A 20,104-nucleotide genomic window follows, 5' to 3' on the forward strand; every position below is an offset into this window, starting at 1 on the left:
AAAGCCGCTCCTACCGACCGCCGACCGCCGACCGCCGACCGCCGACCGCCGACCGCCGACCGCCGACCGCCGCGGCGTTTCCCATCGAATTCCACTCCACATCGCGAGGAGCCCCATGGATTACAAGAACAAGGTGGTCTGGATCACCGGCGCCTCGAGCGGCATCGGCGAGGCGCTGGCCTATGCGCTGGCCGAGCGCGGCGCCACGCTGGTGCTGTCGGCGCGGCGGCAGGCCGAGCTCGAGCGCGTGCGCGCCGCCTGCGCGCGGCCCGAGGCGCACTGGTCGCTGCCGCTGGACCTGGCCGAGATCGACACGCTGGCGGCGCGCGCCGCCGAGGTCGAGGCGCGTTTCGGCCGGGTCGACCTGCTGATCAACAACGCCGGCCTGAGCCAGCGCTCGCTGGCGCGCGACACCGTGCTGGCGGTCGACCGCCGGCTGATCGAGGTCGACTACCTCGGCACGGTGGCGCTGACCAAGGCGGTGCTGCCCGGCATGCTGGCGCGCCGCAGCGGCCACCTGGTGGCGGTGACCAGCCTGGTCGGCAAGTTCGGCACGCCGATGCGCTCGAGCTATGCGGCGGCCAAGCATGCGCTGCACGGCTTCTTCGATTCGCTGCGGGCCGAGCTGTGGCGCGACGGCATCCGCGTCAGCCTGGTCTGCCCGGGCTTCATCAAGACCAACCTCAGCTACGTGGCGCTGACCGCCGACGGCAGCCCGCAGGGCAAGATGGACTACGCCCAGCAGCACGGCATCGAGCCGGCTGAGTGCGCGCGCCGCATCCTGGCCGGGCTCGAACGCGGCCGCGACGAGATCTACGTCGCGCAGCCGCGCGAATTGCTGGCGGTCTACCTCAAGCGCTTCGCGCCGGGGCTGTTCGCGCGCATCCTGCGCAAGGCCCGCGTGGTTTGACTGGCATGGCCTAGGAGTCGGCCTGTCGTGGAGCGCCCGGCAAAGCCGGGCGTTCGCCTGTCGTGCCGGCCCGGCCGGCGGTCCTTTCCTGTTCGACCCCGACTCCCCCGCCCTCGCCGTCGCGAGGGAGCCTCGCTGACGCTCGTTCGCGCGTCGTCCGGCCATGTGCTCGATCCCTGAACGTGCCACTTGCGGATGATGGTCATGTCATCGGTTGGAGTTCATGTCCTCCTGTATTCCATTCCTTAGGCATGTTTCGGCATGCTTGGAAGCTTTCGGTCAAACAGGCCGTATGCAGCCATGCAACAGCCGCCGAACGGCGCTTGTCTTGTGTTTTCGAGTCGGTTTCGTTGCGGGAAGTTGACAGTTGACGACCGTTCGGCGCCATGTAACCGCCCTTGTTTGCCCCCTGGATTCCTTGCGTCTATGGATAACGGGTTGCATTGAAAAATGACAATGCAATAACGGCCGCCACGAGCGTCCATTCCAAAAAACAGAGCGAAGAGAAACTAGGAGCAAACATGCAACAACGCTGGATCACCCCGCTTGCCGTCGCGGCCGCACTGGTCGCTCCCGCCGTCGCCCAGGCTCAGGACCTGCGCGTCAGCGTGTCGGCAGCACGCCCCTCGGTCGCCGCGTCGCAGGACGTCGAAGTCACGCTGCGCTACACCAACGCGGGCAAGCAGACGCTGTATCTCTTGAAGTGGTTCGTGCCGGGCGCCGACCTGAAGGAGCCGCTGTTCCAGATCAGCCGCGACGGAAAGGCGGTCGACTACATCGGCCCGCACTACAAGCGCCGCGCGCCGACCATCGACGACATGGTCGCCCTGCTGCCGGGCAAGACCCTGACCACCACCGTCAAGCTGGGCAAGGTCTACGACCTGTCGCAGAGCGGCAACTACAGCGTCCGCTTCAGCGCCGAGCTCGACCACATGCTCGGCAAGCCGGCAGCCGGCAGCGGCAGCCGCCTGCAGGCCGAAGCGGTCGGCGCGGTGGAAGCCGAGAGCCAGGCGCTGGTCTCCGGCACCGTGTCGATGTGGGTCGAGGGCCGCGTCAGCCCGCTGCTGCTGCAGGCGCAGGAAGCCCGCCAGATGAGCGCGCTGCTCGATCGCGCGCTGGCCTCGAGCATCAGCTATGCCGCCAACTGTTCGACCACCCGCCGCAACCAGATCGCCAGCGGCGTGAGCGCGGCCAGCACCATGGCCAACGGCGCCAACACCTACCTGGCCGGCACGCCGTCGGGCACCACCCGCTACGTCACCTGGTTCGGAAAATATTCCAGCACCAACTGGAACACCGCCAAGACTCACTTCACCAAGATCAAGGGCGCGCTGGACAGCAAGCCGCTGAGCTTCGACTGCGGCTGCACCGAATCGGGCACCTATGCCTACGTCTACCCGGATCAGCCGTACAAGATCTACCTGTGCGGCGCCTTCTGGAGCGCTGCGACGTCCGGTACCGATTCCAAGGGCGGCACCATCGTGCACGAGCTGTCGCACTTCACCGCGGTGGCCGGCACCGACGACCATGCCTACGGCCAATCGGCCGCCAAGAGCTTGGCCAAGAGCAATCCGACCAAGGCGCTGGACAATGCCGACAACCATGAATACTTCGCGGAGAACACCCCGTCGCTGCCCTGACCGGAGCAGGAACCTCCTTATGCTGAAGTCGCTGATCCGGCCGCTCTGCGCGGCCGGTTTTTTACTTTGTGCCGCCTTGCCGGCGGCCGCCTCGAATCCTTATCCGATGCTCGAATGCCGCCTGAGCCTGCCCAAGACCGTGGCCCTGGGCCAGCCGGTACCGCTCGACTTCGCCCTGTCCAACCCGGGCCGCAAGCTGCTGTGGGTGCTGGCCTGGAACACCCCGCTCGAAGGCCTGCGCAACCGCTTCCTGCGGGTGACCGGCCCGGCCGGCGAGATCGGCTACCGCGGCCCGATGTTCAAGCGCGGCGAGCCGGCCGCCGAGCACTATCGACGCGTGCCGGCCGGCGGCGCGATCCACGGCGAGATCGACCTGGCGCTGGCCTATGCCTTCGACCGGCCGGGCCGCTACACGGTGGAGTTCACCGGCGGCCTGCACGACGTGATCGTCGCGCCGGCCCGGCCGCCGCGTACGCTGGCGCAATTGCGGGCGCAGCCCCTGCCGTGCACGGCGGCCGAGGTGGAAGTGGTGGCGCCCTGAAACGCGAGGCGCCGCCGGCGTAGGTCGGGATTCATTCCCGACAGCGCCGGGCAGCGCCCTCGGGAATGAATCCCGACCTACAAAATGGATCCCGACCGACGGCCATCGCAATCCTCGGCAGGCAGCGGCACGCCCTTCGAATGATCGTGCAGCGCATCCAGCTCGGCCGGCTCGAAGCCGGCGCGCAGCCGCGCTTCCACGTTCAGCTCGCCGATATTGCGCGGCGCGCCGTACTCGGCCAGCAGCCGGCGGAAGGCCGGCACCGGCGCCAGGCCGCGCTCGGCGCACAGGTGGCGGAACCAGCGGTTGCCGACCGCGACGTGGCCGACCTCGTCGCGGAACACGATGTCGAGGATGGTCACCGCCGCCGTGTCGCCGGCCGCCAGCAGCCGCGCCTGCATGCCCGGCGTCACGTCCAGCCCGCGCGCCTCCAGGAGGCGCGGCACCAGCGCCATCCGCACCAGCACGTCGCCGGCGGTCTTCTCGGCCATCTCCCACAGGCTGTTGTGGGCCGGGTAGTCGCCGTAGTCGAAGCCGAGCGTGCGCAGGTGGTCGCGCAGCAGCTCGAAGTGGCCGGCCTCCTCGGCCGCCACCCGCAGCCAGTCGGCGTAGTAGCCGGGCGGCAGGCCGCGGAAGCGGCAGGCGGCGTCGAGCGCCAGGTTGATCGCGTTGAATTCGATATGGCAGATCGCGTGGATCAGCGCCGCGCGGCCCTCGCGGGTGCCCAGCTGGCGCCGCGGCAGCGATTGCGGCGGCACCAGGGCGGGCCGCGCCGGCCGGCCCGGCTGCACGGGCGGCGGGCAGGGCGCGCCGGCCGGGTCGAGCCGGCCGGCCTGCCAGTCTGCCCACAGCGCGCGTGCCAGCGCGATCTTGTCGTCCGGCACCGCGCAGGCCAGCGCGGCCTGCACGGCCGGGTAGAGCGAAGCCGCCAAGGCGGTCTCAGCCGGCCTTGGCGGCGCGCCGCGCGGCCTTGGCGGCGGTCACCGCGGCTTGCGCAGCGGCACGGTCGCCGGCGCGCGCGGCCTCGACCGCGGCCGCGTCGATCGGTGCGAAGCGCGCCTCGAACTCGGCCCGGTCGCGCACCCACAGGCCGGGCTCGAACGGCCACAGGTGCTCGTAGACCACCACCTCGCCGGCGGTATCGGCCGAGCGGGCATGAGCGACGAAGCGGTAGAAGCCGCCGTCGGTGTGGCGGAAGAAGGATTCGGACATGGCGTGCCTCGCGGATGGCGGTCGGACTGGAGGGCGCGATTCTAGGGCCTGTGGCGGAGTTGCGGCAGTCGTCTGCACACGGCCTTTGCCGGCCGGGCCGAGTGCTGGCGCCGCCGTGGCCTCGGCACCGGCCGTCCCAGTTCGGCTCGCCGGGCGGGGCATTGGCGGGGTGGCATGACCCGCCGCGCAACCGGGCTGGCCATGCTCCGGCATCTCATGGTCGACGCGCCCGGCAATACGGTCGCCATTCAAGCAGAGGCCGGCACCAGGCCGCTGGTCCTACTCGTCGTCCAGTCCCTTGCCGTCGAGAATCCGCGGCACGCATTTCTCGACCCTCGACGTGCGGGTCTTGGATTGCTTGGCGCCGGAGAAATGCAGGAGATAGGCCCTCTGCCGCCCCGGGGTCAGGGCCTCGAAGGCGGTTTTCAGCTCGGGCAGCGCGTCGAGTTTTTCGCGGAATTCCGCCGGCATCTCGAATTCGCCGGTCTTCTTGAGCGCGACCTTCAGGCCCGCCTTTTCCACTTCGATCGCTTCGCGGACATAGGCCTTCAGGACGGAGGCCATCGCGTCGATTCCGGCGCCGTCGGTGAAGCGGATCTGCCGTGTCGCCTGGGTATGCTCGGACTGCACGACCAGGATGCCCTCGGGGTCCTTCAGCAGGGCGCCCTTGAAGAACAGCAGCGCGCAGTATTCCTTGAAGCCGTGCATGAGCACCACGTTCCTGCCTTCGAACGCATAGCAGGGCACGCCCCATTTCAATTCCTCGGCCAGCGGGCCGTCGAGCAGGATGGCGCGCAGCTTGCCGAATTCGTCCTGCCATTTTTCGGCCTTGCTCAGGAATGCATCGACTTTGGCGTTCAATTCCCGTCCTCCATGACAAAGTGGGCTTCATTATTGCCGGCGAGGCCGCGCCGTCAAACATCGCGGCCCTTGCCGCCCGGGCTGCCGGCGGCGGCATGTCCGGCCCGCGGCTTGCCGCTGCCGGGGCGATGCAGCATGCTTGCCGCCCGCCATCCGAACGCCCCCTGCCATGACGCTGCTCGACCAGATGCTTTCCATGACCGGCGCCGAGATCGCCGGCTTCGCGCTGACGCTGGCCGCCATCTGGCTGGCCGCGCGCAACCGCTGGCAGACCTGGCCGCTGCAGATCGCCGCCGGTCTCCTGTACGTATGGCTGTTCGCCGCGGTGAACCTGTACGGCGAGGCAGCGCTCAACGGCCTCTACGTGCTGCTGGCCGGCTACGGCCTGCGCGCCTGGTTGCGGCGCGACGCCGGCCGGCCGGCGCTGCCGATCGGCCGCATGAGCCGGCGCGAGCACGCCTGGCTGTGGGGGCTGGGCCTGGCCGGCACCGCCGTGGTGGCGCAGTTGCAGGTGCAGTTCCTGCCGACCGACCTGCCCTGGCTCGATTCGACCGTGTTCGTGTTCGGCTGCCTGGCGCAATGGCTGCAGGCGCGCCGCCGGCTGGAGAACTGGCCGCTGTGGATCGTGCTCGACCTCTTGGCGGCCGGCATCTACGCCTACAAGGATCTGCAGGTGACCGCGCTGCTCTACCTGGTGCTGGCCGTGCTGGCGGGCTATGGCTGGCTCGACTGGCGGCGCGAGGCCAAGGGCCGTGGCTGAGTCCGCGCAGCGGCGGATCGTCGTGGTCGGCGCCGAGTCGTCGGGCAAGACCACGCTGGCGCGCGACCTGGCCGGCGCGCTCGGCGGCGCCTGGCTGCCCGAGTACGCGCGCGCCTACTTCGCCGAACGCGGCGGTACCGCCTACACGCTCGACGACGTGATCGCGATCGCCCGGGGCCAGCGCGCCGGCGAGGACGACCCGGCGCGCTGGCAGGGCAGGGCGGGCGATTGGCTGGTGTGCGACACCAATGCGCTGGTGTGCAAGGTCTGGGCCGAGGTGCGCTTCGGCCATTGCCCGCCGGCGATCGAATCGTGCTGGCGGCCCGGCGACTACCTGCTGCACCTGCTGCCGACGCCCGACATCCCGTGGGAACCCGATCCGCTGCGCGAGAATCCGCACGACCGCGCCGACTTGTTCGAGCGCTACCGCGCCGCGCTGCGGGCGGCCGGCGCACGCTTCGCCGTGGTCGGCGGCTCGCGTGCCGAGCGGGTCGCGACGGCGCTGGCGCTCTTGCCGCCGCAGGCCGAGGCCTGAAGCGCCACGGCCAGGCGCCCCGAGCCGGGCATCGTTCCTCCGCGTCCCCGGCGAGGCCTGGCAGATCGCCCAGTCCCTTCCGTTTCCTTTACCTGTTACTTACCTGTGGCGCGTTTGGCCTGGCCGACGCGCTGTCTAACCTTGTGGCGTCGACGTCGCGAGGAGGCGAGACAGGAGCTATCGAACTTGGATCCCGCAGGGGATTTCGATCAACAGGCAGGAGGAACGCAACATGCAATTCGACAACACCAACAAGACCCAGGCCATCCAGGCCTTCAACCAACTGGCCGCCCCGCTGCAGCAGCAGATGCAGCTGAGCTCGGTGCGCCTGAGCAACGGCAACTTCACCGGCTCGGGCGTGCTGGTGATCGACGGCGAGAACATCCGCGGCATCGTCACCGCCAAGCACAACCTGTGCGTCAAGGCCGGCATCCAGACCCCGCTGATATGGAACGACACCCAGGTCAACGACCTGGCGGCCGGTTTCCTGACCAATCTCTTGGTCGGTTTCGGGCCGCTGAGCCAGCCGCTTACGCCGCAGAACCTGCCGGTGCCGACGCTGACCCAGGCGCTGACGCCGACCACCGCCGACATCGAGTTCCGCGGCGGTTACGGCAGCTGGGACTACGACCTGATGTTCATCTCGTTCAAGGCGGCCATGCCACTGCGCAACTACATCGACGCGAACGTCAGTCATCGCATCGCCTACGGCCGGGCCGACCTGCAGTTCTACCAGGGCAATATGGTCAACCGCGGGGTCTTCGTCACCGGCTTCGGCGACATCCTGAACGCCCAGGGCCAGCAGACCAGCATGACCCATGCGTTCCAGGTCCGCACCGCCACCGTCACCCGGCAGGAACCGCGGGTCCGGCGGCACCAGAACCCCAATGCCGATTTCGACGACGTGCTGATCGCTGGCGCCTCGTACAACACCAGCACCGCGCCCGGCGATTCGGGCGGGCCGATGCTGACGGTGGCGAACAACCGGGTCTACCTGCTCGGCGCCACGCTGGGCTCCAACTTCCTGCCCAACCAGATGGTCAACGACAACCCGATCGTCAACAACGCCTCGACCTTCCTGTACCGCCAGGGCGCCTTGTTCTGAGCGGCCGGCGGGTTGACCGGCCTGCCGAAGCGGCGGATGCTGGGCAATCGGCTGCGGCAGGCGCCGGGCGCATCCAGCCGATGCGCCCGGCAGCAGCGATGAGGGATCCCGGGCCGCCGGGATCACGGGCGACCTGCCCTGTCCACTCGCGCCATCGGAACGGAGTCATGCCATGTCCAAGCGAACGCCCGCCACCATCGATCGTCCCAGCACGCCCTTGCTGGCGCTGATGACCGCGCCGGTCGCCAGCGCCGAGACCTATCTCAAGCAGATGCTCCACCGCCGCGACGTGCGCCGGAAGATCGAGGATCTGCGCGATCGCGCCGACCAAGCGAAGGAACCCTGGTAGCAAGCGGCTGCAGCGGCCGGCTTGCCGGCCCGGCCGGCGGGCGGATCGATGCGGCCGGCGGGCGCGGATCGATAAATCCGGGCCGTCCTGGTGCCGGCCCGCGTACGTCCGCCCCGCGGCGTTCAGCGCAGCTTGCCCACCACCGCCAGGATCGCCTGCAGCACGCCGGCGCCGAGCTTCTTCGAGCGCTCGCCGCTCCAGCCGTACTCTTCGTCGGGCAAATTCGCGTTGTCCTTGAACGGCATCTCGATCGTATAGGCCAGGCAGTCGAACTGCTGGCCGACCCAGTTGGTCGCCAGCGTCAGGTTGGCCTGGCCCGGCGCGTCGCGGTCGTAGCCGACCTCGTCCTGGAAATCGGGGCTGCTGGCGATCCAGGCCGCCTTGAAGGCGTCTTCCAGCGCGGCGATGCGCTCGTTGTAGCCGGGGTTGCCCTCGCAGCCGGCGACGAAGTTGTACGGCCGCGCCTCGTCGCCGTGGGCGTCGAGGAACAGGTCGACGCCGGTCTCCAGCATCTTCTGCCGCACCAGGAAGACCTCGGGCGAACGCTCGAGCGTCGGCTCCTGCCATTCGCGGTTCAGGTTGGCGCCGGCCGCGTTGGTGCGCAGGTTGCCGCGCACCGCGCCGTCCGGGTTCATGTTCGGCACCACATGGAAGATGCAGCGATCCAGCAGCACCCGGCTGACCGGGTCGTCGCCGTCCAAGAGGCGCTCGAGGAAGCCCTCGACGAACCACTCGGCCATGGTCTCGCCCGGATGCTGGCGGGCGATCAGCCAGACCTTCTTCTTCCGCTCGACCGGCGTCGCGCCGTCCTCGTCGGTGATGCGCAACAGCGTCATGTCGCGGCCGTCGAGCGTGTTGCCCAGGTGCTCGACCTCGACCTTGTCCGATTCGGTGGCGAAGCCGATCAGGTCGAGGTGGCGCTCGTAGGAATAGGGCTCGAAGTAGGCGAAGTAGACGCTCTGGGCGACCGGCGTCAGGCTGGCCGTCATCACCTGGCCGTCGAAGGCCGAGTCGATGCGGAACCAGTGGTGGCGGTCGTAGCTGGCCACCACGCGGTAGCCGTTCCAGTCCGGGTAGGCGCTCTGGCCGGCGTTGAGGAAGCGCAGCGTCAGCGGCAGGCCGGCCGCGCCCTGCAGGCGGAAGTGGAACCACTGGGCGAAGGCGCTGGCGTTGTCGGCCTTGATGCGCAGCTGGACGTCGCGGTGGTCGGCCAGGCTGACGACCTCGATGCTGCCGGAGTCGAACTGGGTGCTGATGGTGAGCTGGGACATGTGCTTCCTCGTGGGATGAGCGGCCGGCACGGCCATGATGGTGGGGCGGGCGCGGTCCGGACCGGACCGCGGGCGGTCACTCGTCGACCAGCCCGTCGAGATAGACCCAGCGGCCCTTGAAGCGCACGAAGCGGCTCTTCTCGGCCAGCTTGGCGGCGCGGCCGCCGATCTTGTAGCGGGCGACGAACTCGACCGTTCCCTCGTCGTCGTCGGGGCCCCCGGCCTCGGTGGCGACGATGGCGAGGCCGACCCACTTGGCGGCGTCGCCGTCGAGATCGAGTTCGGCCGGGCGGGTGTCGGGGTGCCAGCTGTACAGCAGGTAGTCGGCCTTCTTCAGCACGTAGGCGGCGTAGCGCGAGCGCATCAGCGCCTCGGCGGTCGGCGGCTGCTGTTTTTCCATGTGGTACATGAAGCAGCAGTCCTTGTAGGGCTTGCCGCTCTGGCAGGGACAATCGGTCGGGAAGGCGTGTTTGGCCATTGTTCTATTCGTCGTGTGTGATGGGGGAGGGCGGCGTCATTCGCCGCCGGGGGCCAGGTAGCCGTATTCGTAGCAGGCGTAGAGCGCCTCGACCGCTTCGGCCGGATAGTCGGCCGGCGGCAGGCGGCGGCGGTTGGCCAGCTCGCGCAGCGCCGGCAGCGCGGCCGGCTCGGCGTCGAGCGTGTCGCCGTTGATGTAGACGCGGTCGCCGTCGAACAGCATCGCGCTCTTGAGATCGAGCGCCACGCCGTGGCGGGCCACTGCGGCGGCGAAATCGTCCTCGTCGAGTTCGTCGTCGGGCGAATCGTAGAACACGTGGGCCTTGGGCTCGCTGAAGTAGCGGCCGATGAAGTCGCGCACCTCGGCCTCGCCCCAGCGGATGCCGTTCAGCATCTGCGCCACCCGCGCCACGAAGTCGTCGGGCAGCCGGGCCGGTTCGGACACGGCGGCCAGGTCGGGGTCGGCATAGAGGCCGGGCAGCTCGATGCGGTCGCGCAGGTAGTCGAGGAAGGCGCCGCCGAGCTCCTGCGCGGTCGGCGCGCGGAAGCCGACCGACCAGGTCATGCCGGCCTCGAGCGCCACGCCCTCGTGGGCGTAGCGCGGCGGCAGGTAGAGCATGTCGCCGTGCTCGAGCTCCCATTCCTGCTCGGGCACGAAGCGCTCGAGGATCTTCAGCGGCGCGCCGTCGACCAGCTCGAGGTCGTCCTGTGACGAGATGCGCCAGCGCTTCCTGCCACCGACCTGCAGCAGGAACACGTCGTAGCTGTCGAAATGCGGGCCGACGCCGCCGCCGGCCGGCGCGTAGCTGATCATCAGGTCGTCCAGCCGCACTTGCGGGATGAAGTCGAAGCGGTACAGCAGCTCGGCGCAGAAGGCCTGGTGGTGGTTCATGTTCTGCACCAGCACGGTCCAGTCGCTGGCGGCCAGCTTCTTGAAGCGCGAGGGGCGGAACGGACCCGACTCGCACGACCACTTGCCGTTGCGAAGCTCGACCAGGCGCGATTCGACATCGTCGCGGCCGGCCAGCGCGACCAGCTCGTCGAGCCCGGGCAGCCAGTCGAATTGCGTCACCGCCTGGCGGATCAGCAGTGGTTTTTTTTGCCAGTAATCGGCCAGGAATTGCTCGGCCGTCAGATTGCCAAGGGGCGGATTGGGCATATGCGCTATATAGGGGAAGAGGTCAGCTGGCCCGAATTATCTCATCCGATGCCGGAGCCTGCAGCACGGCGGCCGGCAGCGGGTCCGACCGAGCCCAACCACCCGGAGGTGCATCTATGCTGGAACCCGGCCATCCCGCGCCCGACTTCGAGCTGCCCGACGCCGCGATGGACATGGTGAAGCTGTCCGACTACCGCGGCGCCAAGACGGTAGTGCTGTACTTCTATCATCGCGACGACGATCCGGGCTGTACCCGCGAGGCGATCGAGTTCTCCGACCTGGCCGACCGCTTCGAGCGCTCCAACACGGTGGTGCTCGGCGTGAGCCTCGACGATCCGTTCTGCCACGAGGCGTTCCGCGACAAGCACGGCCTCTTGGTGCGCCTGCTGTCCGATTCCGAAACCGACGTGTCGCGCCGCTATCACACGCTCAGGGAGCTGGAGCGCGACGGCGTGGTAAAATTCGGCACGATCCGCTCGACCTTCATCGTCGATCGCGCCGGCACCCTGCGGCACACGCTGTACAACGTCACGCCGCGCGGCCACGCCGCAGATGTACTCAAGCTCATTCAACAACTTGACGCCTAGCGCGGCGTCTCCCGAGGAATCCCCCAGCATGGAAATCGTCAAGAACACGGTCGTCTCGCTCCAGTACAAGATGTACGACTCGGAGGGCGAGCTGCTCGACCAGACCGAGGCCGACGAGCCCATGGTCTACCTGCACGGCGGCTACGACGGCATCTTCCCGGTGGTCGAGGAAGCGCTGCACGGCAAGAAGACCGGCGACTCGGTCGACGTGACGATGGAACCGGACGACGCCTTCGGCGAATACGACGCCGAGCTGGTCCGCATCGAGCCGCGCGACGTGTTCCCCGAGGAGATCGAGGTCGGCATGATGTTCGAGGCCGACGATCCGGAAAGCGGCGACGTGATGCTGTTCACCATCACCGAGATCGAAGACGGCAAGGTCGTGGTCGACGGCAACCACCCGCTGGCCGGCAAGCGCATCCGCTTCGCCGCCACCATCGACGAAGTGCGCCCGGCCTCGGCCGAGGAACTCGAACACGGCCACGTGCACGGCGAGCACGGCCACCATCACTGATCCGGCCGCGCCATTCCCGCCTCGGCGGCATCCTCGCGATGCCGCCGTCGTTTTTTCCGGGAGGGCGCGACGGGTCGATCGCCGCAGGCGCGCCGGGCCGTTCGGTCCCGGCGCCGCCGACGGCGGAACGCAGGCGGTTCGGCGCGCGATCGAGGCGCTGTCAACCGGGCTGGCGGATGCCGCGTTATAGCGGCCTTCGACAGCCGGAAACGGGCTGCTCCGGATACCGTCTTGTGCGGTTGGGAATCGTTCCCAGGATATATGCCGTTTTCCCGTATGCCAGTCTGGACGCGGCTTCCAGAGCAATTGCTCAATTGCCCGCAGTTCGGTCAGGCGCTAGAATTGCTGCTTTGCAGCAGACTCGATTCAAGAGCAAGAATTCGGCGCAGCCATGCGCGACGACCACCGGTTCCCGGTTTCGTTCGCAGACCTGGTTGACGCACATCAACAAGGGCCGCCGGCCGCCAGCGTAATCTCGGCACCGAGTGTTCTAGCCCGATCCTGTCCCGTTGCTATCGAACATTCGGCGCGCTGCCCGAGGGGGAGCGGTGTGTCACGGCTTCTTGCGACTTTTTGTCGCGGGAGGTGTGCGGCCTTTGAGCCGCTGCCTGCGGCATGCTGCGGGCCCAAAGCGGATTTTTTTGCGTTCTTCGGAGACTTCCCATGCAAGCCAACCCTGCGCTTGTCGAGCAGACCGGGGCGGAGACCTTCAACTACCGGGTGGTGCGGCAGTTCAGCATCATGACGGTGGTGTGGGGCATCGTCGGCATGCTGGTCGGCGTGATCATCGCCGCCCAGATGGCCTGGCCCGAGCTCAACTACGGCCCGTACTTCCACTTCGGCCGGCTGCGCCCGCTGCACACCAACGCGGTGATCTTCGCCTTCGGCGGCTGCGCGCTGTTCGCCACTTCCTACTACGTGGTCCAGCGCACCTGCGGCGTCCGGCTGATCTCGGACAAGCTGGCGGCCTTCACCTTCTGGGGCTGGCAGGTGGTGATCCTGCTGGCGGCCATCACGCTGCCCTTGGGCTACACCAGCGGCAAGGAATACGCCGAACTCGAATGGCCGATCGACATCCTGATCACCATCGTCTGGGTGGCCTATGCCGTGGTGTTCTTCGGCACCATCGCCAAGCGCAAGCAGAAGCACATCTACGTGGCCAACTGGTTCTACGGCGCCTTCATCCTGGCCGTCGCGCTGCTGCATATCGTCAACAGCATGGAAGTGCCGGTCAGCTTCTGGAAGTCGTACTCGGCCTACTCCGGCGCGGTCGACGCGATGGTGCAGTGGTGGTACGGCCACAACGCGGTGGGCTTCTTCCTGACCGCGGCCTTCCTCGGGATGATGTACTACTTCGTGCCCAAGCAGGCCGGCCGCCCGGTCTACTCCTACCGGCTCTCGGTGGTGCACTTCTGGGCGCTGGTGTTCACCTATATGTGGGCCGGCCCGCACCATCTGCACTACACCGCGCTGCCGGACTGGACCCAGTCGCTGGGCATGGTGTTCTCGCTGATCCTGCTGGCGCCGAGCTGGGGCGGCATGATCAACGGCATCATGACCCTGTCGGGCGCCTGGCATAAGCTGCGCACCGATCCGATCCTGAAGTTCCTGGTGACCGCGCTGTCGTTCTACGGCATGTCGACCTTCGAAGGTCCGATGATGTCGATCAAGACCGTCAACGCGCTGTCGCACTACACCGACTGGACCATCGGCCACGTGCACTCGGGTGCGCTGGGCTGGGTGGCGATGATCTCGATCGGCTCGATCTACTACCTGATCCCGCGCCTGTTCAACCGCGAGAAGATGTACTCGGTGCCGCTGATCGAGGCGCACTTCTGGATCGCCACGCTGGGCGTGGTGCTCTACATCGCCGCGATGTGGATCGCCGGCGTGACCCAGGGCCTGATGTGGCGCGCCACCAACCCGGACGGCACGCTGACCTACGCCTTCATCGACAGCGTCAAGGCCAGCTACCCCTACTACATGATCCGCGTGCTCGGCGGCGCCATGTTCCTCGGCGGCATGTTCCTGATGGCCTACAACGTCGCCCGCACCATCATGCTGGGCCGCGCCGTCGACGCCCCGATCCCGACCGCCCAAGCGGCGCACGCCTGAATCGAGGAGCCCGAGTCATGGACAAGATCCAACACCTGATCGAAGAACACGTCGGCTATCTGATCGGCTTCACGCTGGCCATCATCAGCGTCGCCATGCTGGTCGAGATCCTGCCGCTGATGTTCTCCAAGTCGACCACCCAGCCGATCCCGGGCGTGAAGCCCTATACCGCGCTGCAACTGGCCGGCCGCGACGTCTACATCCGCGAGGGCTGCTACAACTGCCACTCGCAGATGATCCGGCCGTTCCGCGCCGAGACCGAGCGCTACGGCCACTACTCGGTCGCCGGCGAGTCGGTCTACGACCACCCGTTCCAGTGGGGCTCCAAGCGCACCGGGCCCGACCTGGCGCGCGTCGGCGGCCGCTACTCGGACGAATGGCACTTCGTGCACCTGATGAACCCGCGCGACACCACGCCCGAGTCGAACATGCCGGCCTTCCCCTGGCTCGCCGCCGGCAAGCTCGATCCCAAGCGGGTGCAGGCCAGCATGACCGCGCTCACCAAGGTCGGCGTGCCCTATACGAAGGACGAGATCGCCAAGGCGCCCGAGGAGGTCGAGGGCAAGACCGAGATGGACGCGGTGATCGCCTACCTGCAGGGCCTGGGCCTCGCGCTCAAGGGCATCCGCTGAGGCGGGCGCCGGATGGATCCGCGGCCGGGCTGCGCGCCCGGCGGCGGGGTCGGGCACCGGCCCGGCCTACCGATTCGCATAGCTGATTGCAGCTAATCAAGGAGCTGTCATGGACATCAATCTCTTCCGCCAGGCGATCACCGTGGCCGGCCTCGTCTGCTTCGTCGCCATCGCCCTGTGGGCCTGGGCAAGCCGGCGGCGCGCCGATTCGAAGAGGCGTCCATGCAGCCGATCAACGACGACGACCTGCCCTCGCCGACCGATCGCGGTTGAGGGTGTTGGAGCGAAACATGACTGATTTCTTCAGCCAATTCTGGGCCTGGTGGGTGGCCGGCATCGTGGTGCTGTCGTTCGCCTGGCTGGGCTACCTGCTCAGATCGCAGAGCGTGGTGAAGCTGCCCAAGGGCGAACAGGTGAAGGTGACCGGCCACAAGTGGGACGGCGACCTCGAGGAGTACAACAACCCGCTGCCGCGCTGGTGGATGGGGCTGTTCTACCTGACCATCGTGTTCGGCGTCGGCTACCTGGTGTTCTATCCGGGCGTCTGGGCCGGCACCAAGAAGTGGACCAAGGTGAGCCAGTACGAGCAGGAATCGGCCGCCAAGGAAGCGGCGATCAAGCCCTTGTACGACAAGTACATCAAGGTCGACATCGCGACGCTGTCCAAGGACGAGGAGGCGCGCAAGTCGGGCCAGAGCCTGTTCCTGACCTACTGCATGCAGTGCCACGGCTCGGACGCGCGCGGCGCCAAGGGCTTCCCCAACCTGACCGACGGCGACTGGCTGTACGGCGGCACGCCGGACAAGATCGTCGAGACCATCAGCCAGGGGCGCGGCGGCCAGATGCCGGCCTTCGGCGCGGCCTTCGGCGAGGAAAAGGTGAAGGACGTCGCCAACTACGTGCTCAAGCTGGCCAGCCGCGACTACGACGCGGTGCGCGCCGGCCGCGGCGAGGCGACCTTCAAGCAGGTCTGCGTGGCCTGCCATCAGGCCGACGGCAAGGGCAGCCAGGCGCTCGGCGCACCCAACCTGACCGACAAGGTCTGGCTCTACGGCGGCTCGGAACGCACCATCATCGAGACCATCACCAACGGCCGCAAGAACCGCATGCCGGCCTGGCAGGACGCGCTGGGCGAGGGCAAGGTCCACCTGCTGGCGGCCTATGTCTACGGCTTCTCGCACAAGGCCGAAGCGGGCGGCGAGACCGCTGCCGCGCAGTAGGCACGCGGGCCGCGACGCCATGTCGCAGGGCGGCGGCGCAGGCGGATGGGACAATCCGCCTCGCTGTCGCCACTCGAACAACAGCGGCTCCAGCCGCGAATGCGCTGGCTCCGCCGGCCTCGCGCCTGGGGCCGCTGCCACGTCCGGGCCGCCCTCGCGGGGCCGGTTCCGCGGCGTCTGCCGAAAGCCCGTCCTGCGGGTTTTCGAGAGACGATCCGAAAGCTTCCCATGCCCAATTCGTTCAAGAACATCCCGATCAAGGTGGTGCCGGCGACACCCGCCGACGCGCCGGCCGAACTCGAAGAGGTGGTGCTCTACGAGAAGCACAAGAAGGTCTACCCGCGCTGGATCACCGGCCGCTTCACCCAGTGGCGCTGGTTCTGGGTGGTGGCCACCCAGCTGTTCTTCTACGGCATGCCGTGGCTGCAATGGCACGACCGGCAGATGCTGCTGTTCGACCTGGTCAACCGCAAGTTCTACATCTTCGGCTTCATCTTCCTGCCGCAGGACTTCATCTACCTGACCGCGCTGCTGCTGGTCAGCGCCTTCGGCCTGTTCGTCTGGACCTCGATCGCCGGCCGGTTGTGGTGCGGCTACTCCTGCCCGCAGACGGTCTACACCGAGATCTTCCTGTGGATCGAGAAATGGGTCGAAGGCGACCGGCTGGCCCGGATGAAGCTCGACAACGGGCCGATGAACCTGCGCCGGCTCCGCATCAAGTACACCAAGCACGCGTTGTGGATCGCGCTGTCGCTGTGGACCGGCTTCACCTTCGTCGGCTACTTCACGCCGATCCACGAGCTCGGCGCCAAGGTGGCGAGCTGGTCGACCGGACCGTGGGAGGCGTTCTGGATCCTGTTCTACGGTTTCGCCACCTACGGCAACGCCGGCTGGATGCGCGAGCAGGTGTGCAAGTACATGTGCCCCTATGCGCGCTTCCAGAGCGCGATGTTCGACCCGGACACGCTGGTGATCAGCTACGACGCCGAGCGCGGCGAGCCGCGCGGCAGCCGCCGCAAGGGCGAGGACCATCGCGCCGAGGGCAAGGGCGACTGCATCGACTGCAAGCTGTGCGTGCAGGTCTGCCCGGTCGGCATCGACATCCGCGACGGCCTGCAGTACGAGTGCATCGCCTGCGGCGCCTGCATCGATGCCTGCGACAGCATCATGGACAAGATGAACTATCCGCGCGGCCTGGTGCGCTACACCACCGAGAACGCGCTGGCGCACAAGTATCCGGAGAGCCAGATCGTCAACCACGTGCTGCGGCCGCGGGTGGTGATGTACAGCGCGGCGCTGCTGCTGGTGGTGGTGGCGACGGTGGCGTCGCTGCTGCTCAAGAGCCCGATCAAGGTCAACGTGATGCGCGACCGCAATGCGCTGGTTCGCGAGACCGACGAGGGCCTGTTGGAGAACAGCTACCGGCTGCAGGTACAGAACACCGACGAGAAGCCGCATCGCTTCGTGATCCGCGCCGACGGCCTGCCCGACCTCAAGGTGCTGACCGACCAGGGCGACGTGATCCCGGTGCCGGCCAACGGCACCGCCAGCGTCGGCGTGCGAGTGCAGGTGGAGCCGCAGCACGTGTCGCGCGGCTCCAAGAAGATCTATTTCGAAGTGCAGGCAGCCGACGACCTGACGCTGTCGGTGCGCGAGAAGTCGAGCTTCATCAATCGCTGAGCGTGCCTCGGTGGTGTAGTTCCATCGTGGGTGATCGATCGGCAGTCCAGGCGTCCGGCAAAGCCGGACGCTCGCCTGCAGCGCAGGCGGGGGCGACGGCGCTCCCTGATTTATTCCGACTCCCCCGCCCTCGCCGCCCCGGGGCCCCGCAAAGGCGGAGACTTTGTGGGGTGGTCCAGAGGGGCCTCGCTGCGCTCGTCGCGTATCTGGATCGGGTCTGGCGTGTGTTCGGGGGAGGGGGGCAACCCTTTTCATTTGCAGGATAGCTTCGCATGTCCAATCCCAACGCCTGGTATCGCCAACCGGTGATCTGGCTGTTCCTCACCTTGCTGATCGTCACCGTGGCGGCCTGCTTCGCCCTGATCGGCGTGGCGATCCGCAGCGACGACGGCCTGGTCGCCGACGACTATTACAAGCGCGGCAACGAGATCGGCCTGGAGATCCACCGCGACCGCCAGGCCGTCGCGCTCGGGCTGTCGGCCCAGTTGCTGGTCGGCGACGACGGCAAGAGCGTGCGCGTGCTGCTGATGCCGCCGTCGGCCGAGGCCAAGACCGTGGTGCTGCGGCTGGCCCACCCGACCCGTGCCGGCCTCGACCGCGTGCTCACGCTGCATCCGGCCGCCGACGACATGCTGGTCGCCGCGCTCGACGCGCCGCTGCCCGAACAGCGCTGGCTGGTGCAGATCGAGGACGGCCAGAACAGCTGGCGGCTGCGCGGCGAAAGCCGCCTGGGGCCGGGCGCGGCGCTGACCCTGAAGCCGCAGCAGCCTTGATCGCATGATGGCCGGCCTGTTCCGCCATCGGCTGAGGCACTTGTAGGAGCGGCTTTAGCCGCGAATGGTACAGGCTGAACCCGTTCGCGGCTAAGCCGCTCCTACCGGGAAGCTGCCGATGATTGGCTTCCATCGCCTGGGCAGGCAGCCCCGGCCGCCTGCTTCGGTTCGTCGACCCAGTCCGGGTAGTAGCCGAGTTCATCCTGCACCGCCGCGTCGTGCGCCGGCACGATCGTCAACCCCGGCTCGGCCGCCAGCTGCGACAGCCGGGCGATCTGCCGCGCGGTCGCGTCGGCATCGTCGTCGGCCAACTGGCGCGCCAGCCATGATTTGCCGCGCGCGCCGTCCAGCGCGGCGCGCTGCCACACCGTATCGCCGACGAAGAACAGCGTGCGGCCCGAGCCCAGCCGGGCGAACAGGCCGACCGCGCCCGGCGTGTGGCCCGGCATCGGCACCAGTACCGCGCTGCCGTCGCCGTACAGGTCGAGGCTGGCCGGGTAGCCGCGGTAGGCCGGGCCGTCGAGCGCATAGGTCTTCCAGCGGATCGCCGGGTCGCCGACCTGCGAGGGCAGCACCACCGGCGGCTTGGCCTGCTGCACGAAGCTGCGCTCGGCCGCGGTCAGCCAGACCTCGGCGGCCGGGAAATCGGCCAGCGCGCTGGCATGGTCCCAATGCCCGTGCGACAGGATCAGCCGCGGGATCGGCCGGCCGGCCAACTGGTCGGCCGCCGCGCAGATCGGACCGAAGCGGAAGAAGGGCTTGGCCCACCACGGCATGTCGGCGGCGACCTGCTCCGGCGCCTTGCGGCCCAGCCCGCCGTCGAACAGGAAATCGCCGGCCGGGTGCGACACCAGCACCGCGGTATGGTTGAGCTTCAGGCGATCCCAGGCGCCGCCGCTCACCGTCAGCGCCTGCCAGCTGTCGGCCTCGGCCGTCTTCACCAGCGCCACCCGCACGTCGGCCGCCTGCGCCGCCAGGCCGGCCAGCAAGGCCAGTGCCGCAATCCCTCTCTTCATCTTCCGTCTCCGTTGGCGATGTGTCGTGTCGTCGAATCCAGCGCGAGGTCGTCGGCCAGCGCATCGAGCGGCGCCGTGCTGCGGCGCACCCGGGCCAGCAGCAGCGCGCCCTCGAGCCGGGCCAGCAGCCGCTCGGCCTGCCGCGCCGCCGCCGCATCGCCGCCGAGCGCGGCCGCCAGCCGCGCCTGCCAGCCGGCGTAGGCGCGCTCGCAGGCCAGGCGGATCGGCTCGCTGGCGTCCGACTGCTCGAGCGCGATGGTCGCGATCGGGCAGCCGGCGCGGAAATCGGCCTCGACCAGCTTGCGGCGGAACAACGCCAGCGCGGCGAGCAGCCCGTCCTGCGGCGTGGCGGCCGCCAGCGCCTGCGCCAGCCCCGACTCGATGGCCGCCGCGGCATGCTCGACCACCGCGACCGCCAGCGCCTCCTTGCCGCCGGGGAAGTAGTGATAGAGCGAGCCCTTGGGTGCGCCGCTCTCGGCCAGCAGCTGCTGCAGCCCGGTGGCGGCATAGCCCTGCGCCTCGAACAGGCGCGCGGCGGTCTCGATCAGGCGTTGGCGCTGCGGGCCGGCATCCTTGGGCATCGTATTCTTTCAATATAGACCGGTCGTTATAATACGAAGGCAAAGCGTTGCCGGCAAGCGCGATCCAGCCCGGCGTGCCGGTGCGAGAAACGGCCTCGTGCATTCTTCCGCGCCGCACAATAGTCGAGTAAAATGCTCGGCCTTTCCCGATCCACCCGAATGCACA

The 20,104-nt window shown here is 68.2% G+C and carries 23 protein-coding genes; 15 read left to right on the plus strand and 8 right to left on the minus strand.

Features of this window, described 5'->3' with window-relative positions:
- Positions 1-115 precede the first annotated feature (115 nt).
- The 3 genes from H9L41_RS07015 to H9L41_RS07025 all read left to right on the plus strand — a co-directional run bounded on the left by H9L41_RS07015 (position 116) and on the right by H9L41_RS07025 (position 3,091).
- Positions 116-910, plus strand: coding sequence for an SDR family oxidoreductase (locus H9L41_RS07015; protein WP_034607048.1), 795 nt, complete (start codon positions 116-118; stop codon positions 908-910).
- A gap of 521 nt (positions 911-1,431) precedes the next feature.
- Positions 1,432-2,550, plus strand: a complete 1,119-nt coding sequence (locus tag H9L41_RS07020) for a M35 family metalloendopeptidase (protein ID WP_028446313.1) — start codon at positions 1,432-1,434, stop codon at positions 2,548-2,550.
- Positions 2,551-2,569: 19 nt separating this feature from the next.
- Positions 2,570-3,091 carry a hypothetical protein gene (locus tag H9L41_RS07025; RefSeq protein WP_051319027.1) on the plus strand — a complete coding sequence of 174 codons (522 nt, stop codon included), beginning with the start codon at positions 2,570-2,572 and terminating at the stop codon, positions 3,089-3,091.
- Positions 3,092-3,168: 77 nt separating this feature from the next.
- On the opposite strand, the gene H9L41_RS07030 is transcribed toward H9L41_RS07025, so the two are convergent.
- From H9L41_RS07030 to H9L41_RS07040, 3 genes are all read right to left on the minus strand, one after another.
- Positions 3,169-4,023: a ferritin-like domain-containing protein gene (locus tag H9L41_RS07030; protein ID WP_051319028.1), complete on the minus strand. Its 855-nt coding sequence runs from the start codon at positions 4,021-4,023 to the stop codon at positions 3,169-3,171.
- A gap of 7 nt (positions 4,024-4,030) precedes the next feature.
- Positions 4,031-4,303, minus strand: coding sequence for a DUF1653 domain-containing protein (locus H9L41_RS07035; protein ID WP_034607050.1), 273 nt, complete (start codon positions 4,301-4,303; stop codon positions 4,031-4,033).
- A 279-nt stretch (positions 4,304-4,582) separates the two neighbouring features.
- Positions 4,583-5,164, minus strand: a complete 582-nt coding sequence (locus H9L41_RS07040) for a YdeI/OmpD-associated family protein (protein ID WP_028446314.1) — start codon at positions 5,162-5,164, stop codon at positions 4,583-4,585.
- 169 nt (positions 5,165-5,333) lie between these two features.
- Between H9L41_RS07040 and pnuC the strand changes: the two genes are divergently transcribed.
- The 4 genes from pnuC to H9L41_RS07060 all read left to right on the plus strand — a co-directional run bounded on the left by pnuC (position 5,334) and on the right by H9L41_RS07060 (position 7,913).
- Entirely contained in the window at positions 5,334-5,924 is a 591-nt protein-coding gene (pnuC, locus tag H9L41_RS07045) for a nicotinamide riboside transporter PnuC (protein ID WP_051319029.1), read from the plus strand.
- Entirely contained in the window at positions 5,917-6,459 is a 543-nt protein-coding gene (locus H9L41_RS07050) for an AAA family ATPase (protein WP_028446315.1), read from the plus strand. The genes pnuC and H9L41_RS07050 overlap by 8 nt, the downstream gene beginning before the upstream one ends.
- A gap of 232 nt (positions 6,460-6,691) precedes the next feature.
- Positions 6,692-7,564 (plus strand): trypsin-like serine protease, encoded by an 873-nt coding sequence (locus H9L41_RS07055; protein WP_028446316.1) that lies wholly within the window; start codon positions 6,692-6,694, stop codon positions 7,562-7,564.
- A 172-nt stretch (positions 7,565-7,736) separates the two neighbouring features.
- Positions 7,737-7,913, plus strand: a complete 177-nt coding sequence (locus H9L41_RS07060; RefSeq protein WP_157461986.1) for a hypothetical protein — start codon at positions 7,737-7,739, stop codon at positions 7,911-7,913.
- Positions 7,914-8,035: 122 nt separating this feature from the next.
- On the opposite strand, the gene H9L41_RS07065 is transcribed toward H9L41_RS07060, so the two are convergent.
- The 3 genes from H9L41_RS07065 to H9L41_RS07075 all read right to left on the minus strand — a co-directional run bounded on the left by H9L41_RS07065 (position 8,036) and on the right by H9L41_RS07075 (position 10,820).
- Positions 8,036-9,184 (minus strand): M14 family metallopeptidase, encoded by a 1,149-nt coding sequence (locus H9L41_RS07065; RefSeq protein WP_028446317.1) that lies wholly within the window; start codon positions 9,182-9,184, stop codon positions 8,036-8,038.
- Between the two features lie 76 nt (positions 9,185-9,260).
- Entirely contained in the window at positions 9,261-9,662 is a 402-nt protein-coding gene (locus H9L41_RS07070) for a YchJ family protein (protein ID WP_028446318.1), read from the minus strand.
- 36 nt (positions 9,663-9,698) lie between these two features.
- Positions 9,699-10,820: a cupin domain-containing protein gene (locus tag H9L41_RS07075; protein ID WP_028446319.1), complete on the minus strand. Its 1,122-nt coding sequence runs from the start codon at positions 10,818-10,820 to the stop codon at positions 9,699-9,701.
- Positions 10,821-10,936: 116 nt separating this feature from the next.
- On the opposite strand from H9L41_RS07075, the gene H9L41_RS07080 reads away from it, so the two are divergent.
- The 8 genes from H9L41_RS07080 to H9L41_RS07115 all read left to right on the plus strand — a co-directional run bounded on the left by H9L41_RS07080 (position 10,937) and on the right by H9L41_RS07115 (position 18,341).
- Positions 10,937-11,407 carry a peroxiredoxin gene (locus H9L41_RS07080; RefSeq protein WP_028446320.1) on the plus strand — a complete coding sequence of 157 codons (471 nt, stop codon included), beginning with the start codon at positions 10,937-10,939 and terminating at the stop codon, positions 11,405-11,407.
- A 28-nt stretch (positions 11,408-11,435) separates the two neighbouring features.
- Positions 11,436-11,921: an FKBP-type peptidyl-prolyl cis-trans isomerase gene (locus H9L41_RS07085; protein ID WP_028446321.1), complete on the plus strand. Its 486-nt coding sequence runs from the start codon at positions 11,436-11,438 to the stop codon at positions 11,919-11,921.
- 663 nt (positions 11,922-12,584) lie between these two features.
- Positions 12,585-14,036, plus strand: a complete 1,452-nt coding sequence (ccoN, locus tag H9L41_RS07090) for a cytochrome-c oxidase, cbb3-type subunit I (protein ID WP_051319031.1) — start codon at positions 12,585-12,587, stop codon at positions 14,034-14,036.
- 17 nt (positions 14,037-14,053) lie between these two features.
- Positions 14,054-14,668 carry a cytochrome-c oxidase, cbb3-type subunit II gene (gene ccoO, locus H9L41_RS07095; RefSeq protein WP_028446323.1) on the plus strand — a complete coding sequence of 205 codons (615 nt, stop codon included), beginning with the start codon at positions 14,054-14,056 and terminating at the stop codon, positions 14,666-14,668.
- A gap of 109 nt (positions 14,669-14,777) precedes the next feature.
- Complete coding sequence (locus H9L41_RS07100) at positions 14,778-14,966, plus strand: cbb3-type cytochrome oxidase subunit 3 (protein ID WP_265583956.1); 189 nt, start codon at positions 14,778-14,780, stop codon at positions 14,964-14,966.
- Entirely contained in the window at positions 14,959-15,888 is a 930-nt protein-coding gene (ccoP, locus tag H9L41_RS07105; protein ID WP_028446324.1) for a cytochrome-c oxidase, cbb3-type subunit III, read from the plus strand. Before H9L41_RS07100 ends, ccoP begins: the two co-directional genes overlap by 8 nt.
- A 228-nt stretch (positions 15,889-16,116) precedes the next feature.
- A complete protein-coding gene (gene ccoG, locus H9L41_RS07110) occupies positions 16,117-17,568 on the plus strand; it encodes a cytochrome c oxidase accessory protein CcoG (protein ID WP_028446325.1) in 1,452 nt (483 codons plus the stop codon).
- 272 nt (positions 17,569-17,840) lie between these two features.
- Positions 17,841-18,341: a FixH family protein gene (locus H9L41_RS07115; protein WP_028446326.1), complete on the plus strand. Its 501-nt coding sequence runs from the start codon at positions 17,841-17,843 to the stop codon at positions 18,339-18,341.
- A gap of 101 nt (positions 18,342-18,442) precedes the next feature.
- Here H9L41_RS07115 and H9L41_RS07120 read toward each other — a convergent pair whose 3' ends face one another.
- Together H9L41_RS07120 and H9L41_RS07125 are read right to left on the minus strand one after the other, a co-directional pair.
- Positions 18,443-19,357 (minus strand): MBL fold metallo-hydrolase, encoded by a 915-nt coding sequence (locus tag H9L41_RS07120; RefSeq protein WP_084300263.1) that lies wholly within the window; start codon positions 19,355-19,357, stop codon positions 18,443-18,445.
- On the minus strand, positions 19,354-19,938 hold the full coding sequence (locus H9L41_RS07125; RefSeq protein WP_028446327.1) for a TetR/AcrR family transcriptional regulator: 585 nt from the start codon (positions 19,936-19,938) through the stop codon (positions 19,354-19,356). Before H9L41_RS07125 ends, H9L41_RS07120 begins: the two co-directional genes overlap by 4 nt.
- Between the last annotated feature and the right edge of the window lie 166 nt (positions 19,939-20,104).

The organism is Chitinimonas koreensis, assembly GCF_014353015.1.
Classification (GTDB): Bacteria; Pseudomonadota; Gammaproteobacteria; order Burkholderiales; family Chitinimonadaceae; genus Chitinimonas; species Chitinimonas koreensis.

What these genes read in the sequence shown, in the direction of transcription:
- H9L41_RS07115 (WP_028446326.1), top strand. Translation starts at nt 17,841, where the DNA reads ATGTCCAATCCCAACGCCTGGTATCGCCAACCGGTGATCTGGCTGTTC.
- H9L41_RS07080 (WP_028446320.1), top strand. Translation starts at nt 10,937, where the DNA reads ATGCTGGAACCCGGCCATCCCGCGCCCGACTTCGAGCTGCCCGACGCC.
- H9L41_RS07065 (WP_028446317.1), bottom strand. Translation starts at nt 9,184, where the DNA reads ATGTCCCAGCTCACCATCAGCACCCAGTTCGACTCCGGCAGCATCGAG.
- H9L41_RS07025 (WP_051319027.1), top strand. Translation starts at nt 2,570, where the DNA reads ATGCTGAAGTCGCTGATCCGGCCGCTCTGCGCGGCCGGTTTTTTACTT.
- H9L41_RS07060 (WP_157461986.1), top strand. Translation starts at nt 7,737, where the DNA reads ATGTCCAAGCGAACGCCCGCCACCATCGATCGTCCCAGCACGCCCTTG.
- ccoP (WP_028446324.1), top strand. Translation starts at nt 14,959, where the DNA reads ATGACTGATTTCTTCAGCCAATTCTGGGCCTGGTGGGTGGCCGGCATC.
- H9L41_RS07085 (WP_028446321.1), top strand. Translation starts at nt 11,436, where the DNA reads ATGGAAATCGTCAAGAACACGGTCGTCTCGCTCCAGTACAAGATGTAC.
- ccoG (WP_028446325.1), top strand. Translation starts at nt 16,117, where the DNA reads ATGCCCAATTCGTTCAAGAACATCCCGATCAAGGTGGTGCCGGCGACA.
- ccoO (WP_028446323.1), top strand. Translation starts at nt 14,054, where the DNA reads ATGGACAAGATCCAACACCTGATCGAAGAACACGTCGGCTATCTGATC.
- H9L41_RS07035 (WP_034607050.1), bottom strand. Translation starts at nt 4,303, where the DNA reads ATGTCCGAATCCTTCTTCCGCCACACCGACGGCGGCTTCTACCGCTTC.
- H9L41_RS07070 (WP_028446318.1), bottom strand. Translation starts at nt 9,662, where the DNA reads ATGGCCAAACACGCCTTCCCGACCGATTGTCCCTGCCAGAGCGGCAAG.
- H9L41_RS07120 (WP_084300263.1), bottom strand. Translation starts at nt 19,357, where the DNA reads ATGAAGAGAGGGATTGCGGCACTGGCCTTGCTGGCCGGCCTGGCGGCG.
- H9L41_RS07100 (WP_265583956.1), top strand. Translation starts at nt 14,778, where the DNA reads ATGGACATCAATCTCTTCCGCCAGGCGATCACCGTGGCCGGCCTCGTC.
- H9L41_RS07020 (WP_028446313.1), top strand. Translation starts at nt 1,432, where the DNA reads ATGCAACAACGCTGGATCACCCCGCTTGCCGTCGCGGCCGCACTGGTC.
- ccoN (WP_051319031.1), top strand. Translation starts at nt 12,585, where the DNA reads ATGCAAGCCAACCCTGCGCTTGTCGAGCAGACCGGGGCGGAGACCTTC.
- H9L41_RS07055 (WP_028446316.1), top strand. Translation starts at nt 6,692, where the DNA reads ATGCAATTCGACAACACCAACAAGACCCAGGCCATCCAGGCCTTCAAC.
- H9L41_RS07125 (WP_028446327.1), bottom strand. Translation starts at nt 19,938, where the DNA reads ATGCCCAAGGATGCCGGCCCGCAGCGCCAACGCCTGATCGAGACCGCC.
- pnuC (WP_051319029.1), top strand. Translation starts at nt 5,334, where the DNA reads ATGACGCTGCTCGACCAGATGCTTTCCATGACCGGCGCCGAGATCGCC.
- H9L41_RS07075 (WP_028446319.1), bottom strand. Translation starts at nt 10,820, where the DNA reads ATGCCCAATCCGCCCCTTGGCAATCTGACGGCCGAGCAATTCCTGGCC.
- H9L41_RS07015 (WP_034607048.1), top strand. Translation starts at nt 116, where the DNA reads ATGGATTACAAGAACAAGGTGGTCTGGATCACCGGCGCCTCGAGCGGC.